Raw genomic sequence first — 17,621 nt, 5'->3', positions numbered from 1 at the left:
AATCCCAATATACTTTACTTTACTCAGAAAATTCTATTTTTCATTAATAAATTATTATATTTATTTAAGTATCCTCACTATTTTTCTTTTTTACTTTATAATTTAAAATGTTAAAAATTAGTTTATATTTACTTTGATAAAAAATTCTAATTTTATATAGAACTTTAATCTTTATTTATAAAGAATTAATCATTAAAATATCTTTAATGTTAAATAATACTACTATTAAATATAATTTTATAAAACTTTTAAAGTAAATTTATTTCATTATTTTTCTATTTAATTACTTTAAAACTTTAATATTCCTAAAGATTATGATTTTTTACAGCTCTATCCCTTTATTTTTTTCTAATATTGGATTAAAATTAATAATAAAAGTAAATATTTATAATTAATTAAATAAATTTTATTGGTATATATTCGAACTTATTTATTAAATTTATGAATTATAAAAACATACCGATAATTATATAATGTGTAAAAAATTTTTGTACAGGAGAGAATAATATGTCAAACGAAATTAATTCATCTAACTTTATAAGAAATATAGTTGTTGAAGACTTAGAGTCTGGAAAACACAAAAAGATAATAACTCGTTTTCCACCAGAGCCAAATGGTTATTTACATATAGGTCACGCTAAATCTATAGTTTTAAACTTTGGATTAGGTGATGAATTTAACGGAAGAACTAACCTAAGATTTGATGATACTAACCCAATAAAAGAAGATACTGAATATGTGGATTCTATTGAAAAAGATGTTAAATGGTTAGGTTATAAATGGGATGAACTTCATTTTGCATCAAATTATTTTGATACTATGTATGAAAAAGCTCTACTTTTAATAAAAAAAGGAAAGGCTTATGTTTGTGATTTAACTGCTGAGGAAATGAAAGAATATAGAGGAACTCTAACTGAACCTGGTAAAGAAAGTCCTTATAGAAATAGAACTATAGAAGAAAATCTTGAATTATTTGAAAGAATGAGAAACGGTGAATTCAAAGATGGAGAAAAAGTTTTAAGAGCAAAAATAGATATGTCTTCTCCTAACATAAATATGAGAGACCCTATTATATATAGAATAGCTCATACAGAGCACCATAATACAGGAGATAAATGGTGTATATATCCTATGTATGATTTTGCTCATCCACTTGAAGATGCTATAGAACATATAACTCATTCTATATGCACTCTTGAGTTTGAAGATCATAGACCTTTATATAACTGGTTTGTAGAAGAATGTGAGATGGAATCTCATCCAAGACAAATAGAATTTGCAAGATTAAATATAACTAATACTGTAATGAGTAAAAGAAAGCTTAAATTATTAGTTGATGAGAAAATAGTTGATGGTTGGGATGATCCTAGAATGCCTACTATAGCAGGTCTTAGAAGAAGAGGTTATACTCCAGAATCTATAAGAAACTTCTGTCATGCAATTGGAGTTTCAAAAGCTGCATCAACAGTTGATAGTCAAATGCTTGAATACTTCATAAGAGAAGATTTACAAACAAAAGCGCCTCTTGCAATGGCTGTTATGAATCCATTAAAACTTGTAATAACAAACTATCCAGAGGATAAGGTTGAAATGTTAGAACTTGAAAATAATGCAAAAGATGAAAGCTTAGGTAAAAGAGAAGTTCCATTCTCAAGAGAACTTTATATAGAAAGAGAAGACTTTATGGAAGTTCCACCTAAAAAATACTTTAGATTATTCCCGGGTAACGAAGTTAGACTAAAGGGAGCTTATTTTGTAAAATGTAATGAAGTTATTAAAGATGAGAATGGTAATGTAACTGAAATTCACTGTACTTATGATCCAGAAACTAAGAGTGGTTCAGGATTTACAGGAAGAAAAGTTAAAAGTACTATTCACTGGGTTGATGCAAAACATGCAGTTCCAGCTGAATTTAGATTGTATGAACCTTTAATACTAGACAATTTAGAAGAAAATGAAGGCAAAAACTTCTTAGAGCAAATAAATCCAAATTCATTAGAAGTTCTTAAAGGTTTTGTTGAACCAACAGCATTAAAAGATGCTAAAGCTGAAGACAAATTCCAATTAGTAAGAAATGGTTTCTTTACTGTTGATTCTAAAGATTCAAGTAAAGATAATTTAGTTTTAAATAGAATAGTATCATTAAAGAGTTCATTTAAATTAAAATAAAAAATTCTTAATATAAATAAAAAGGATAGCTAGGTAATTATGAAAAATAATTATTCTAACTATCCTTTTATTTTAACTATAAATTACATAAATTTAAAATAACTTTAAATATTAGAACTAAAATCTTTATCTATAAATTAAAGTTCTATAAATTTTTTAAATCTATTTCTTACTTTATCTTCTCCCATAATTTGCATTATAGTATAAAGATCTGGTGTATTATTTCTATGAGCTAAAGCTGATCTTACTGATCCTGCTACATCTGAAACCATACCTTTGAATTGTTCCGGATTTTTCTTAAAGGCTTTTCTATCTGTAGCATATCCTAAATCTATAGCTACCTTTTTTAAGTCTTCAAACCAAGTATCTTTATCAGTGTTAAAGTTATATGCTTTAGCATAAGCTTCTATAACCCTCTTTGCTTCTTCTAAATCAAGATTTTTTGGAAGTTCTACATTCTCCTTTGTTTCCTTATCAAATAATTCATCAAAGAAGTAGAATATTTTTTCTTTTACATCACTCCACTTTGCAAAATCTTTTCTTGGTTTTGGGCCTTCTTTATCTATATTAAATATTTGTTTTGCCATTGCTTCATTATTAGTTACTAAATCATACATCTCTTTATCAAATTCTTTAGCCCAATCTACATAATAATTATATACATCTTCCGCTTTGATTTTACATATTACATCTTTACTTACATCATTTAATTTTATGATATCAAATAAAGCTCCACTTTTACTCATCTTATCTAAAGATACTTTAAATTCATGATAATCTACATTAGGATTCTCTGCTCTCCACTCTTCAAAAGAAGAATTAATAATATTTAATAAGTATTCTATAACTGATACTGTTGGATATCCTTCTTCTCTATAATAGCTTACAGCACTTTCAGCATCTTTTCTCTTTGAAAGTTTTCTTTTTGATCCACCATCTTGTTTCATAATTGTTGGGATATGAGCATAGTTTGGTACCTTTAATCCTAGAACTTCAAATAACTGAATATGAATTGGAAGTGATGATAACCACTCCTCCCCTCTTATAACATCAGTTGTTCCCATAAGTGAATCATCTATAGCATGTGCAAAATGATATGTAGGTAATCCATCACCTTTTATTATTACTATATCTTGATTATTTTCTGGAAATGATACATCTCCCTTTATTAAATCATGAAATTCCACTCTCTTTTCTGGGTTTCCTGGAGACTTCATTCTTATTATATAATTTTCTCCATTGTTTATTTTCTCAATTGCTTCTTCTGGAGTTAAATTTCTATACTTAGCATATTTTCCATAATATCCAGGAGTTATTTTTTCTGCTATTTGCTTTTCTCTTAATTCATTTAATTCTTCTGGAGTGCAAAAACATGGATAAGCTAATCCTTTTTTTATTAAATCTTTTGCAAAAGTATTATATATTTCTCCTCTTTGACTTTGTCTATATGGACCATATTCTCCTTTTTCTGAATCTTCTCCAGTCATTCCTTCGCTAAAATCCATTCCAAAGTTGTGCATAGTTTTTATAGTATCTTCTATAGCACCTTCAACTTCTCTTTTTTGATCTGTGTCTTCTATTCTTAAATAAAATATTCCATCACTTTGATTTGCTAATCTTTCATTTATTAAAGCTGCGAAAACTCCACCTATGTGTTGGAAGCCAGTAGGACTTGGTGCATATCTTACCACCTTTGCTCCCTCTTTTAAGTTTCTCTTTGGATATTTCTCCATATAATATTCTGGTGTTTTAGACACATCAGGAAATATTAATTCTGCTAATTTTTCAAAACTCATTTTATCACCTTGCCTTTTCTATAAATAAATATAAAAAACCTCTCGACCTAAACCCTTAGGACGAAAGGCTACTTCCGCGTTACCACCTAAATTGATTAAGAACTAATAATATTCAATACTTAATCCTCTTACTTCTTTTTAAGGTAAGAATCCCACAAGCTTATTCTCTAATCTTTAATTAATCCATAAAAATTATAGAACTTAACTTATAGCTCCAGAGCTTCTTTCAATAGGATTAATTTCTAAGTTTTCACCATCCTTAGATCTCTTTAAACTAATTTACTATATACTCTTCTCCTTCATAGCCTAAAATATTAAATTTTACTTTTCTTATTAATTTAATATATAAATCATTTATTTTTTATATTTAATATTAATTTTTTACTAATTAATAAAGCAACTTAATTATAACTTTCTTAGCCTTTATTGTAAACATAATACCTAAAAATTATCCTCTAATTTAAATTTTAAGATTTTATATAATTAAATTATAATATTGTCAATAAGTATTTGATTATATAACAAAAAATTTACAAATTCGTAGATTATTTAGTCTATTTAATAGAAAACTAAAATGTTTTATTTTTCTTAATTTTCACAATAAAAAACTCTATAATAATAAATATAATAACTCTATATAACAAATATAAAATAGAAAAATGTAAAATGAAATTATGAACTTTGTTAACTTTTTTAATTCTTGTTTTTTTTTACATTTAAAACTTTTTTTTAATGTATATAATAATACATATGTATTATATATGGAAAGAGTGGTTTTGTATGAATAAAGAATTAGATAAAATACTTCTTGATGAAATTCCTTATATTAAGGAATGCGGAAATAAATTTATCAATAATGAAATGTCAAAAATGGAGTTTAAAGGTATATCCGGAAGATTTGGAGTTTATGCTCATAGAGATGGTAAAGAATTTATGATAAGACTTAGAACCTCTTGTGGCGTTATCTCAAAAAAACAACTTCATATAATTTATAATTTAGCATCTAAATATAAGTTAGACAAAATACATTTAACTACCCGTCAAGCAGTTCAACTTCATGGTTTATCAATTGATAACATATGTAACATTATGAAAGAGGCCCTTTTAGAAGGTATATATACTCGTGGTGGTGGTGGAGATTTCCCAAGAAATGTTGCTTTATCTCCTCTTTCAGGAGTAAATGAAAATGAAGTTTTTGATGTAACTCCTTATGCAATTGCTTGCGATAAATATTTCTTAAAGAAAATATACACTTATAAGTTACCAAGAAAATTAAAAGTATCTTTTTCAAATAATAATAATGATTCTGCTCATTGTACTGTTCAGGATTTAGGATTTGTTGCTACAAAAGAAAATAATAAAAACTATTTTAAAGTATTCTTTGGTGGTGGACTTGGTAGAAATCCAGCTGTGTCTATTGAATTTCCAGAATTAATAGATCCAAAGGATGTTTTATATCACATAGAAGCTATAACTCAACTATTCATTCATGAAGGTAATTATGAAAATAAAAGTAAAGCTCGTGTAAGATATATAACTGAAAAATTAGGCAAAGATGGATTTATATCTGAATATAAAAAATATCTTTCTGAGTTAAAAGCAAAAGGTGATCTAGATTTACATATAGAAGAAATCAATTATGAAAAACAAGGTGTAAATCTTGATTTAACTCATAAAAGATTATTTAAACAAAAACAAGAAGGTTTATACAGTGTTTATATTAAACCAATTGGGGGAATATTATATCTTAAAGATTTAAAAAAAGTTTTAGATTTTATAGATAATGTTTCTAATGTAATGATAAGATCCACTATGGAAGAAGGTTTTTACATCTTAAATCTTAACGGTAATGAAGCTAGAGAATTTTTAAGAATAACTGAAAATTTAGGTGGAGAAACATCACTTGAACAAAGTGTTTGCTGTATAGGAGTTCCTATTTGTCAAATGGGAGTTTTAGAAAGTCAAACTGAACTTAATAAAATAATTAATTATTTTAAAGAAAAAAACTTTAAAAAAGATGTTTTACCTTCAATTCATATATCAGGATGTCCAAATTCTTGCGGTGCACATGAAATAGCAGGTATAGGTCTTGTAGGGAAGAAAAAAAGAGTAGATGGTGAATTACTTGATATATTTGAGCTACATTTAGGTGGCCACTTAAATATTCCAGGTACATCTTTAGCAAAAGTTTATGGAGATATTCCTACTAATAAAATTCCTGAACTTTTATATAAATTTGCTTTAGAAGTAGATAAATCAAATTTAGACTTTTCAACTTGGTTAAAAAATAATGAGGATTTAGCAAAAGAAATAATTTCTAAATATGCTGTTTAATATTTAAGCAATATATTAAATACTTACTGTAAAATTACTAAATTACAAATAAATTTTTTTAAATTACTATTACACCTTAAAAATTAGCTATAGGACAAAAAGTAATCCTATAGCTAATTTATTTTAATACCATAAATCTTTATAACTTATATATTTTTTATTTTATATAAGTTTTATAATTATTAAACTTAAAATTTAATAATTATTTCTGTTCCTTCACCTAGTTTACTTTTAATATCTATATTTCCATTATAATTATCTATAATTTTTTTTGCTATAGATAAACCTAATCCAAAGGACTTCTTATTATTACTTCTTGCTTTATCCACTTTATAAAATCTATCTACAATCTTTGGAATTTCTACTTTTTCAATTCCTATTCCATTATCCTTAACAGATAAATATAAGTTGTTATTTTCTTTATAAACATTTATAATAATTTTCTTATCTTTTTTATTATTATATTTTATAGCATTATCTATTAATATTATTAAAATCTGCTTAAAATCTTCTTCTCTTATATTAAATTTAATATCCTCTTTAGAATATATTTCAAAATCCACTTCTGAATTTAAAATTTTAAAACTATCTACAGTATCCATTAATAAATTATAAATATATATTGATTGTATATTTATATCCTTAATATCATTATTAGTTCTTGAAAGAACCAAAAGTTCATTTACAAGTTTTATAAGCCTATTAACTTCTTCTAAACAAATATTTATAGACTTTTCTAATGTTTTCTTATCATCTTTTCCCCATCTTTTCAGCATATTTAAATGTCCTTTAAGAATAGTTAGTGGAGTTCTTAGCTCATGTGATGCATCTGCTACAAACTGTTTTTGTTTATTAATAGATTCTTCAAGGTTATCCATCATAGAATTAAATATAATATTTACCTTGTCAAATTCATCATTGCTTTCTGATATAGGAACTCTTGTTTTAATATCTTCTTCCTTTATTTCTTTCATAGTACTGCTTAACATTTTTAATCTCTTTAAAAATCTTTTTGATACATAAATTGCTCCAATTACACTTAAAATTACTCCTAAAAATATTAGAATTAAAAATACAGGCAAATACCTCTCTATAAAATCTTCAAAAATATCTATACTTTCTATTATTTGAACATTATAGTTTTTATTATTTATTTCAATAGGGCCATTTAAAATTACATATTTTTTAAAATCTATAAATCTAGATTTTATTTTAATTTCTTTATTATAATTTTTTATTTGTATCTTATTCCATAGCTTAGAAGGAGTTTCAAATAAAACCTCTTCTTTGTTATAAATTCTTATTTCTCCATGATCTTTTTTTAATAGTTTAAGGTCTATAAGTTTCTTTTTATTGTTAATATTTAAATTAGTAAATAAGAATTTTATTTCATTGTATCTACTTTCAACTTGATTCTTTTGAAAATCTATAGTAAAAGAATTAAAGCTTATTAATTGAATAACTGTATATATTATAAGTATTGTTATGATTATACTTGAAGATACTAATGTAAGTTCTAAAAATATAGGTAGTTTTCTTTTTCTTTTCATATCATTCTCTCATTATATACCCAACTGATCTTATTGTTTGAATATATCTTTCTTTATCTTTTAAATCTAATTTACTTCTTAAATATCTTATATAAACATCTACCACATTAGTTTCAGCTTCATAATCATAACCCCATATATTTTCTAATAAAAAATCCCTTGTAACTACTTTATTTTTATTTTTTATTAAAGTTATTAAAAGTTCATACTCCTTATTAGTTAAATTTAATTCCTTATCTCCTATTTTTACAATATGAGATTCTATATCTATAGATATATCTTTAAAATTTATAAATTTCTTGCTTTGATTTTCTTCTCTCCTAAACACTACTTGTATACGAGCCAAAAGCTCTTCTATTGCAAAAGGTTTTGATATATAGTCATCTGCTCCTATATTAAGTCCTGCTACTTTATCCATAACACTATCTTTTGCACTTAACATTATTACCGGTGTATTTTTTTCTTTTTTAAGTCTGCGGCAAACTTCTAAACCATTTAATGTAGGAAGCATTAAATCTAAAAGTATTAAATCAAAATCTTGATTTAAAGCTTTTTTCAATCCTTCCTTTCCATCATCACATATATCTACTAAATATCCTTCATATTTTAACTCCATCTCTAAAAAAGATTCTATATTTTCTTCATCCTCTATTATTAAAATTCTTTTCATTTTGTCACCTCTACTAATAAAATAGTGAGCTAAAAGCTCACTATTTTTTCCTTACATAATTTCATTATATATAACTTTAAGAGAGGCTACTATTATTTTGATTTTTATTTACAATGTTTTCATTATTACTCTTTAAATTATTTTTTTCCCTATGATTATATTTATATTTGTATTTATTATGAGTTCTATCTTTTATTTTTAATATTCCACCAGTTCTAGCACTTAACTCTATTTCTCTTATCATATTTTCCTTATCTTTTATTTGAAATTCAAATTCTATATCTCCATCTTCTAAATTAAAATCTTTTTCAACCTTAACTATCTCTCCTGAAATTTTATTTAAAGCTATTTCTTCTAACTGCTGTTGAGTATAAGCTATATTACTTTTCATTCTATATATTAAAAATCCACCTATACTTCCACCGCCTATTAAAATAATACCTAAAGCTAAAGATAATGCTTTTATTATCTTCTTTTTATGTTCTTTTATCTTTTTAATTCCCTTATAACCAATATCCTTAGTATTTTTTATAACCTCTTTTGCAATTTCTTTAGTATTATAATCAATCTTTTTCATATAATATCTTCCTTTCAATTAATCTATGATCTAATTATAAATACTTAAAATTAATTTAAAATGAAATAAACCTTAATATTAAATTATAAGGAGATTAAAAATTTTTAATAAAACTATTTCTATAAGATTATATTATAAATTTTATAAAATAATATAAAAAAACTTATTTAGCTATTTTATTAACTAAATAAGTTTTAAAATTATATAGAATTTAATATAAATCATTCTATTTATTAATTTAACTACTTTAAAATAATTTTTAAATTGTACTTTATTTAAATTTAATTATTTTATTAAATTTAAATCTATTAAAGCTTTATATATACCATCATTATTTACATTTTCAGTATTTTTATAAGCATGTGGTAATAATCTTTCATGACTATCTCCCATAGCTATACCATATTTGACCATCTGGAACATTTCGATATCATTTTCCCCATCTCCAAAGGCATAGGTCTTTTCTTTATCAAATTTTAATTTATCTATTAAATATTCTATTCCATACGCCTTAGTATAGTTTTTTCTATACATATCATAAGAATTTTGACCTGGATGTTGCATAAATACAAATTCATCACTAAACTTTTCCATAAATTCTTTAAAGCCTTCTTCTCCATTATCAACAACTACAATTTTACTTACTGATATATCATCAAAACTCCATTTATCTGTAATGTTTTCTCTAGGGAGAGAAAAAGAATCTATTATCTTTTTAGAATATTCTTTAGTTAAATCCTTCATATATGATTTAGCTTGTCCTTCTAATAAAAACTTTATATCATTTTTATCACAAGTATGTAATATTTCTTTTAACTTTTCTTTATCTATTTCATCATTTAATATAACTTTGTCTTCTAACTCAATATAAGTTCCATTTGAAGTTATGTATCCATCAAGGCCTAAATCTACTATTCCTTTAGTTACAAAACTTTTAGGTCTTCCTGTTGCTAAGATTGTTAAATATCCAGCTTCTTGTAATTTTTTTATCCCTTCTTTAGTTTTTTCTGTAGGGTCACATATTCCTTTTCTGCAATCTATTAATGTTCCATCTACATCAAAAAATATAATTCCATTTATGTTTTTCATTTTAAATCACCCCATAATAATATAACATATAAAAAAATTTTTTTAAATATAAGAAGTCATACAATCTATTCTAGTTTGTATGACTTCTTATACAATATATTTATATTTTTTCTGTTATTATTTTAAGTCTTTGAGCTGATTCATTTAAATTATCTATAACTTCTGTTATCCTCTCTATAGAAGATACTTGCTCTTCAAATACATTATTAGATTCTGTAACATCCTTTGAAATCTCTCCTACAGATCCTTGTATTTTATTTAATACTTCATTAATCTTCTTAATAGATTCACTACTTGATATTGACAATTTCCTTATTTCATTTGCTACAACATTAAAACCCTTTCCAAACTCTCCAGCTCTCGAAGATTCTATAGCTGCATTAAGACCTAATAAATTAGTTTGTCTTGCTATATTTTGAATAAACTTTAATACCTCATTAGTATTTTTTGTTTCATCATAAGTATTATCCATGTTATTTTTTATTTTTGTATTTAATTCTAAAACATTGCAAACACCTTCATTTATAACATGAAGAGATTCTGTAATTTCTTCTAAAGATGTTGAGAGAGTCTCAGTAAGTTCTACCATATGTTTTTTTCTTTCTAAACTCCTGGCAATTACTATTGTCCCCACAATTTCTCCGTTTTCTTTAACTGGAATTCCAATTGCTCTTATTGACACTCCATATACATCTTTAGGAACTATAATAGATATAGGTTTCTTAGCCTTTAAGCATTCATCTGCACCACAACCTTTAGGAATCTTATCTCCCTTTTTAACTCCAAGCTTTATATTAGGACTATCTACTCCCTTTAAAAAATACTCAGTATTAGACATTGTAAATGCAACTTCATCATCAAAGTAGTATGGTAAATATTCTATAAGATTATTAAAAGATTTCATTAATTCATTATCATCTAAATTTGAAATAATTGTCATAGTTAAATACCCCCTCTTCTAAAGATTAATCTTTATTTTAAGACCTTTTATAATTTATTTATTCGTATAAAATTGTTATTTATTTAATAAATTATCTATTTTATGTATTATCTTTAATATTTTTATAATAATAACTTATTTTAAAAGACATATATAAAATAAAGAGATATAAACTTAAAAATAAATTTATATCTCTACATTGAATATAATTTAATACATTTTTTTAATTAAATAAGCTACATTTTCTGAAAATCTCTTTACTGTTTTTATTCCTTCTTCATCTTTTAAAGCATCTCCAGGTTCTTTACCAAATACTATATTCCAGTATGTAGAACCTGGTACTATCATATCATTTATAAAATAAAACATTAACATCTCTTGAATAGTAGATGTTTGTCCTCCACGTCTTGCTACTGCAATAGGTCCTCCTACCATTCTTGATAAAAAGTTTCCTTCTTTTTTAGATGCCATTGCAATTCTTTGAAGAGCTACCATAACCTCTCCTCTAGCTGTTCCCCAATAAACTGGTGATGCCACTATAAGTCCTTTTGCATCTTTAATTTTTTCAATAATTTCATGAAAACCATCATCATAACTCTCATTCATACAATCCTTTAAATCCATACCTGCTATAGATACTATTTCTGCTTTTAAATTATTTTCTTCAATAACTTTTGCACATTCTTTAAGAACATCCATACAATTTCCATCTTCCTTTGGACTTCCACTTAATAAAATAACTTTATTCATATTATTTCTCCCCTTTAAATAAAAATATCATTAATATTTATTATACATTATATAAATATAAGTTTTTTAATTATGTTCTTTATTAAAATTATACATCAATTTTTAATATTTCATCACTTTAAAATATAAAAAACTTACCTTTCATGGTATAATTTATATTATGGTAATAAATTCTATTTAAAATATTTTCTTTAAAAATCTATAAATATTAGGAGGTTTTAAAATGAATTTTTCAACAAACAAATTAGTAAAAGCTGCTCTTTTTCTAGCCTTAGGCATAGTAATTCCACTATTTTTTCATTTAACTAATATCCCTGGAAAAATATTTTTACCTATGCATATTCCTGTTTTACTTTGTGGATTTATTCTAGGTAAAGAATATGGATTTATAGTTGGTTTTATAACCCCTCTTTTAAATTCATTTATTTCAGGCATGCCCCCATTATTTCCTGTAGCTATTATTATGGCTTTTGAATTATCTGTATACGGTTTCTTTTCAGGATATCTTTATAAAAATAAAAAATTTAATATTTTTATTTCCTTAATAATTTCAATGATTTTAGGTCGATTAGTATCTGGTATTTTATATTATTGCCTTTTATCTGCACAAGGTAATAAATATACTTTATCTATTTTTGTGGCAAGTTCTTTCATTAAACCTTTTATGGGAATAATAATTCAACTCATATTAATTCCTATAATTGTTAAAGCTTTAGGAAATCATAAAGAAAGTATATTTTTAAATGAATAACAGGGAATTTTTTAATAAAATAGCTTCAAATTGGGATGAAATTTGCTATCATGATCCTAAAAAGCTAAGGAAAATAATAAACTTATCTAAAATAAAAGAAAATAGCCAAATACTAGATGTTGGAACAGGTACTGGTGTTTTAATACAATATCTTTTAAAAACTAATCCTAAATCTATTTTAGCTATAGATATAGCAGAAAATATGCTTAATATTGCTAGAAAGAAATATAAAGATGAAAGGGTTTCCTTTATAAGAGAAGATATATTAAATTTTAATGGAAAACTTTTTGATTACATATTTTTATATTCTGTATATCCTCATTTTGAAGATAAAGAAAAACTTTTTAAACATATTTATAGTTTATTAAAAAATAATGGCAAAATAATTATAGCTCATTCTGAAAGTAAAGAAAAAATTAATAATATACATAAAAGTAAATCTGAAGTAAAGAATCACCTATTAGATTCTGCTGAAACAACTTCAAATGTAATGAAAAAATATTTTATAATAAATAAAATTATAGATAATAAAGAAATGTATTTTATTTTAGGAGAAAAAAATATATAGATGTATTTAAATACATCTATATATTTTTACTTTATATAAATTAACTTTTTCAAATTTATTATATAATTTGTACAAATATTATAATTTAATTTTCAAAAACTTATTATATCTAAAATTTTAAAATAAGATATACTTTAAATGAAAAAACATTTTAAAAGTTATTTATATAAGTTACATTTCATAATTAATTATAATTTTAACTATTAAATTTTTAATAAAATCAATGTATAAATTTTGTATAGTGAATGGATAAAAAGTTCCTATAAAAAATAAAGAATTTTTTATAAATTGATTAACCTATATTTAAATATAAATTAATATATTATCCATTATCTTAAAAATCTATTATTGCTATAATTCTCTTATAGAGTTAAAAGATAGGAAGTAATTAATATGAATTTAGTAACCATAACAAAAATGTTTATACTTAAATATGGAATCATTAGTGTATTTGTTACAAGTTTACTTGAATATTTATGTATACCAATACCAAGCGAAATTGCACTACCATTTATTGGTGCAGTTGCGAAAAGTAATCATCAAAATATTTTACTTATAACTATAGTATCTATACTTGGAGGGTCCTTAGGATCATTAATAATGTTTCTATTTGGAAAATATATAGGAAATAATTTTCTTTGTAAACTAAAAAAAAATAATCCTAAATTTAAATTATCTATAGAAAAATCAGAAAAAATATTAAGAAAATATAGATATATCGGAGTATTTTTATCTAGAACCTTTCCTTTTGCTAGAACTTTTACCTCTATCATTGCAGGAATAATAAATATGAAATTAGATAGATTCTTATTTTTTTCTGCATTAGGTATGAGTCTTTGGAATTTCATTCTAATAAAATTAGGAACTATTTTTACCAAAAATAAAAAAGCTTTAAATCTAGTAATAAAAAAATACTCTACCATATTAATTATTATTATAATCATTCTAATAATTATAGCTATTATAAGAAATAAAAAGCTGATTAAAAAAACTAATAAATTATGATTATATATACTTTGTACTTATTTTAAATAAATATACAATTTATAAATACATAGTACCTCTTTAAAATATATAATTTTATAAAACAAAGGTGTATAAAATAATTAAAAAATCATTTTATACACCTACTTTTTTAATATTAATATTGATTTTTATATATTTGAATTTCTATGTCTAGATTATCTTCGAGATAAATTTATTCATATAAATCATTAGAAAATTTTATTAGTATCACTTTAATTTATTTATAGTAAGCTTGCTATTCCATTTCCTTGGATAGTCCATCCATCTATTATACCATTAATAAGCATATCTCCATTACGGCTAAGATAGTACCAACTTCCACTTACAAAATTCCATCCAGTCGCCATAACTCCATTATCACCTAAATAATACCATCTACCATTTATAGATTGCCATCCTTTTTCCATTGCTCCATTAGAGTTAAGAAAATACCATTTATTACAGCTATAAACCCATCCTGTTTTTAAAGTGCCATCGCTATTTAGATAATACCAGTTATTATCTATAAATTGCCATCCATTTTTCATAGCACCTTCTCTTAGGTAATACCAGTTAAATCCATCATTAAACCAATTTGTTCTCATAACCCCAGTATTACTAAAATAGTACCAATCTCCATTTAAAAATTCCCATCCAGTTTTAAATGTTCCATCACTATTTAAATAATACCAGTGTCCATCTATAGACTTCCATCCCTCTTTACTTTGTTCATTGTTTTGTTCATTATTTTGATTGTTATCTTGATTTTTATTAGCTTCTAAATCTAATTGAACTAAAATAGGATCGTGGTCACTTAATCTTCCATATCCTTTAGTAAATTGTGAATTTATATTTACTATATCAAATTTAGCTTGATCCTTTAGGTTATTAGATACTAATATATGGTCTAAAACTTGTGAATTACCATTATGTACATATGTAAATCTCTCATTTACTGGAAGAGTATTTATCATATCTGTCATTTCATTTCCTTCTAAAGTTTTTATTGTATCAGAAAATTCAAAGTCATTCATATCTCCAAGTACTACTATATTAGATTTTGGATTAACTTCTTTTATTTCTTTAATAAAATCATTTATTACCTTTGCTTGTTTTATTCTTGATACTTCACTTTTCATTTGTGGTGGTTGTATACTTCCAAATAAATATTGATCTCCTCTTTTAGATCCTAAGTGATTTGCTATTACAACTACCTTTTCTCCATTAAACATAAATTCACATACTAAAGGTTTTCTACTATGCTTAAAGGCTTCATTCATTGGATCTATTCTTCCAGGATTTATAGAAAGTCCATTTTCATTGAAAGGTCTTGAATTATCATTAGCAGAAACTTTTACTGGAGTTACTGCATCTCCTTTTTTATTATTACTTAAGCAAACTCTATGTATTCTATATAAATAACCTTGTCTTATATTTCCGCCTGGTTTTCCACCATCTTCATTATTATTAGGAGCTATTTCTACAAAATCATATTCAACTTTGCTTTGATCTTTTATTGCTTTTATTAGTGATTTAAAGTTTTCTGATGCATCAGTAGTTCCATCATCTAAATCACCACTATTATCTTGAACTTCTACTAATCCTATAATATCTGGACATTTTAAATTTTCTATTATATCCCTAGCTATTCCATTAACTTTATTCTTATCACTATTATTAAAGTTTTCTATATTATAACTTGCTATAGTTAACTTATCCTTTTTTTCTTCTATAGTGGTTACTTCTCTTTTTGTATTTCCTGGTATTATATTAGGTAATTTTTCGCTATTTAAAACTTTATATTTCCCAAAACCATAGCTCATAATTCCCTTTACATCACCATCTAGCTTGTCTCCAACTTTTACCTTCATATTTTTATCTATAAATCCACCTTTATTGCTTATAGGAATTATAACATCATCTATTGTAATAATTTCAGGATTAAAATCTCCTTCACTAGCTTTTATACCATTATTAGGAGTTAAACTATCCTTAGAGTTTTTACCATTACTAGCTAAAACAGCTAATTCTCCATAACGTTCATCTGCACCAACTATTAATGGATCTTTAACATTAACAAGCATTCCTTCTAAGCTTTCATAGTAATCTATTGCATCGTCTTCTGGCTCAAAATCCTTTAATCCATCATTATCTATATTTTTTAATAAATTACCTTCTAAATTAATATTTATAGGTTCTGGTAATTTATTATCAGAAGATTCTACCTCAAAATCAGTAGCCTTAATTGCTGTTTCTGTTAATCCTGTAGAAGTCTTTGGAGAATAGTCATGAATTAATTCTTTTACTGTACCATCAACCTTTACCTTATCTCCTACTTTAACTTTTTTAGTATCTTTTGTTTCTACAAATATTCCTTCTGAAGTTGCAGGATCATTATCTGGCACTTCACTTTGAATGTAAAAACCCCTTTGATACTTGTCCTTACTAGAAACAGTAGTAACTATTCCTTCTACTCCTGAAACATTTTGATTTTCCAAAGGAGATCTATGAGCTCTTCCTTGTATTTCTGGAATTTTTTTAACCTCTACTTTTTGTGCATCTTGATTATTAGAAAGTTTTATATTATTTAAACTACTTATCATTAATTGATACTTAGTTTCACCATTAAAATCTGTATGCTTTGTAAGTGGAGCTGTAACATTTATTTTTGTTCCTACCTTAAATTCCTTACTATCTATATATGGATTTACCCACTTATCTATTCTTAAATTCACATTATATGTACCATCTGTAGCTATTACATTATATCCCTTTTTGCCTTTACCTACAGTTGTTATAGTAATATTTTCTACTGTTATTAAATCTCCAAGAAATTTATCATTAGAAACTTCTTCAGCCTTTAATACTTTGGCTTTTGGAAGATTATTATTTTCTGAAACTACCTTCAGATTATTTATGTTTTTTATTTGTTTTACTCCATAATATTCATCTAAGATTCCAGTAAACGTTACCACATTGCCTAATTTTAATTCATCTAGGTTCTTAGCACCCATATATACATATATTCCTGCTGTATCATCTTGAAGGAAAAAACTATTACCAATTCTACTTGTAATTGTTCCTTTAAGATTTACCTCTTCCCCTTTGGCCTTATCTTTAGCTTCTAAAATGGTAACATAATTTTCTACTTTAGAATCCTTTTTTAAACTACTTTCTACATAAGTATTTTCTGCTTTTATATTTTTATTTTGTATTGGTTTAGCAAATACAATTGTATTAGATGCAAACATAAAAGCAGCTGTAACTAAAGCCATTATTTTATTTTTAGACATTAAGATACCCCCTTAAATGTAAATTAATAAATTTGTATTTTAATCAAATTATATGCTTTTTTCAATTTTTTGTAAACCTATACTTAAATTAATTTTATAATTTTTCTTATAAATAATTAATTTTTTGTT

General features: G+C 24.6%; 13 protein-coding genes. 5 read left to right on the top strand and 8 right to left on the bottom strand.

Annotated features, from left to right (window positions below):
• The first annotated feature begins 507 nt into the window (after positions 1 to 507).
• A complete protein-coding gene (locus BUA70_RS12225) occupies positions 508 to 2,169 on the top strand; it encodes a glutamine--tRNA ligase/YqeY domain fusion protein (protein WP_072897691.1) in 1,662 nt (553 codons plus the stop codon).
• 137 nt (positions 2,170 to 2,306) lie between these two features.
• Here BUA70_RS12225 and gltX read toward each other — a convergent pair whose 3' ends face one another.
• Positions 2,307 to 3,965, bottom strand: coding sequence for a glutamate--tRNA ligase (gene gltX, locus BUA70_RS12220; protein WP_072897689.1), 1,659 nt, complete (start codon positions 3,963 to 3,965; stop codon positions 2,307 to 2,309).
• Positions 3,966 to 4,745: 780 nt separating this feature from the next.
• Between gltX and BUA70_RS12215 the strand changes: the two genes are divergently transcribed.
• The gene (locus BUA70_RS12215) at positions 4,746 to 6,299 is read left to right on the top strand and encodes a nitrite/sulfite reductase (protein WP_072897687.1); all 1,554 of its coding nucleotides are present in this window, start codon (positions 4,746 to 4,748) and stop codon (positions 6,297 to 6,299) included.
• Positions 6,300 to 6,487: 188 nt separating this feature from the next.
• Here BUA70_RS12215 and BUA70_RS12210 read toward each other — a convergent pair whose 3' ends face one another.
• From BUA70_RS12210 to BUA70_RS12185, 6 genes are all read right to left on the bottom strand, one after another.
• The gene (locus tag BUA70_RS12210) at positions 6,488 to 7,849 is read right to left on the bottom strand and encodes a sensor histidine kinase (RefSeq protein ID WP_072897684.1); all 1,362 of its coding nucleotides are present in this window, start codon (positions 7,847 to 7,849) and stop codon (positions 6,488 to 6,490) included.
• A 1-nt stretch (position 7,850) separates the two neighbouring features.
• The gene (locus BUA70_RS12205) at positions 7,851 to 8,519 is read right to left on the bottom strand and encodes a response regulator transcription factor (protein ID WP_072897682.1); all 669 of its coding nucleotides are present in this window, start codon (positions 8,517 to 8,519) and stop codon (positions 7,851 to 7,853) included.
• Between the two features lie 76 nt (positions 8,520 to 8,595).
• Positions 8,596 to 9,096 (bottom strand): PepSY domain-containing protein, encoded by a 501-nt coding sequence (locus BUA70_RS12200; protein ID WP_072897680.1) that lies wholly within the window; start codon positions 9,094 to 9,096, stop codon positions 8,596 to 8,598.
• Positions 9,097 to 9,381: 285 nt separating this feature from the next.
• Positions 9,382 to 10,185: a Cof-type HAD-IIB family hydrolase gene (locus tag BUA70_RS12195; RefSeq protein WP_072897677.1), complete on the bottom strand. Its 804-nt coding sequence runs from the start codon at positions 10,183 to 10,185 to the stop codon at positions 9,382 to 9,384.
• A gap of 100 nt (positions 10,186 to 10,285) precedes the next feature.
• A complete protein-coding gene (locus tag BUA70_RS12190) occupies positions 10,286 to 11,125 on the bottom strand; it encodes a methyl-accepting chemotaxis protein (protein WP_242977306.1) in 840 nt (279 codons plus the stop codon).
• Between the two features lie 210 nt (positions 11,126 to 11,335).
• Positions 11,336 to 11,875 (bottom strand): flavodoxin family protein, encoded by a 540-nt coding sequence (locus tag BUA70_RS12185; RefSeq protein ID WP_072897674.1) that lies wholly within the window; start codon positions 11,873 to 11,875, stop codon positions 11,336 to 11,338.
• Between the two features lie 223 nt (positions 11,876 to 12,098).
• On the opposite strand from BUA70_RS12185, the gene BUA70_RS12180 reads away from it, so the two are divergent.
• From BUA70_RS12180 to BUA70_RS12170, 3 genes are all read left to right on the top strand, one after another.
• Positions 12,099 to 12,626 (top strand): ECF transporter S component, encoded by a 528-nt coding sequence (locus tag BUA70_RS12180; RefSeq protein WP_072897672.1) that lies wholly within the window; start codon positions 12,099 to 12,101, stop codon positions 12,624 to 12,626.
• Entirely contained in the window at positions 12,619 to 13,194 is a 576-nt protein-coding gene (locus BUA70_RS12175) for a class I SAM-dependent methyltransferase (RefSeq protein WP_072897669.1), read from the top strand. The genes BUA70_RS12180 and BUA70_RS12175 overlap by 8 nt, the downstream gene beginning before the upstream one ends.
• A 393-nt stretch (positions 13,195 to 13,587) precedes the next feature.
• Complete coding sequence (locus BUA70_RS12170; protein ID WP_072897667.1) at positions 13,588 to 14,199, top strand: DedA family protein; 612 nt, start codon at positions 13,588 to 13,590, stop codon at positions 14,197 to 14,199.
• Positions 14,200 to 14,441: 242 nt separating this feature from the next.
• Here BUA70_RS12170 and BUA70_RS12165 read toward each other — a convergent pair whose 3' ends face one another.
• Complete coding sequence (locus BUA70_RS12165) at positions 14,442 to 17,492, bottom strand: endonuclease/exonuclease/phosphatase family protein (RefSeq protein ID WP_072897665.1); 3,051 nt, start codon at positions 17,490 to 17,492, stop codon at positions 14,442 to 14,444.
• Between the last annotated feature and the right edge of the window lie 129 nt (positions 17,493 to 17,621).

Origin of the sequence: Clostridium fallax, from assembly GCF_900129365.1 — a bacterium.
Lineage (GTDB): Bacteria > Bacillota > Clostridia > Clostridiales > Clostridiaceae > Clostridium_AH > Clostridium_AH fallax.
The sequence above is the reverse complement of the archived record's forward strand: the minus strand, read 5'-3'. Positions and strand labels throughout refer to the sequence as shown.

What these genes read in the sequence shown, in the direction of transcription:
- BUA70_RS12185 (WP_072897674.1), bottom strand. Translation starts at nt 11,875, where the DNA reads ATGAATAAAGTTATTTTATTAAGTGGAAGTCCAAAGGAAGATGGAAAT.
- BUA70_RS12190 (WP_242977306.1), bottom strand. Translation starts at nt 11,125, where the DNA reads ATGACAATTATTTCAAATTTAGATGATAATGAATTAATGAAATCTTTT.
- BUA70_RS12195 (WP_072897677.1), bottom strand. Translation starts at nt 10,185, where the DNA reads ATGAAAAACATAAATGGAATTATATTTTTTGATGTAGATGGAACATTA.
- BUA70_RS12170 (WP_072897667.1), top strand. Translation starts at nt 13,588, where the DNA reads ATGAATTTAGTAACCATAACAAAAATGTTTATACTTAAATATGGAATC.
- gltX (WP_072897689.1), bottom strand. Translation starts at nt 3,965, where the DNA reads ATGAGTTTTGAAAAATTAGCAGAATTAATATTTCCTGATGTGTCTAAA.
- BUA70_RS12200 (WP_072897680.1), bottom strand. Translation starts at nt 9,096, where the DNA reads ATGAAAAAGATTGATTATAATACTAAAGAAATTGCAAAAGAGGTTATA.
- BUA70_RS12175 (WP_072897669.1), top strand. Translation starts at nt 12,619, where the DNA reads ATGAATAACAGGGAATTTTTTAATAAAATAGCTTCAAATTGGGATGAA.
- BUA70_RS12215 (WP_072897687.1), top strand. Translation starts at nt 4,746, where the DNA reads ATGAATAAAGAATTAGATAAAATACTTCTTGATGAAATTCCTTATATT.
- BUA70_RS12210 (WP_072897684.1), bottom strand. Translation starts at nt 7,849, where the DNA reads ATGAAAAGAAAAAGAAAACTACCTATATTTTTAGAACTTACATTAGTA.
- BUA70_RS12180 (WP_072897672.1), top strand. Translation starts at nt 12,099, where the DNA reads ATGAATTTTTCAACAAACAAATTAGTAAAAGCTGCTCTTTTTCTAGCC.
- BUA70_RS12165 (WP_072897665.1), bottom strand. Translation starts at nt 17,492, where the DNA reads ATGTCTAAAAATAAAATAATGGCTTTAGTTACAGCTGCTTTTATGTTT.
- BUA70_RS12225 (WP_072897691.1), top strand. Translation starts at nt 508, where the DNA reads ATGTCAAACGAAATTAATTCATCTAACTTTATAAGAAATATAGTTGTT.
- BUA70_RS12205 (WP_072897682.1), bottom strand. Translation starts at nt 8,519, where the DNA reads ATGAAAAGAATTTTAATAATAGAGGATGAAGAAAATATAGAATCTTTT.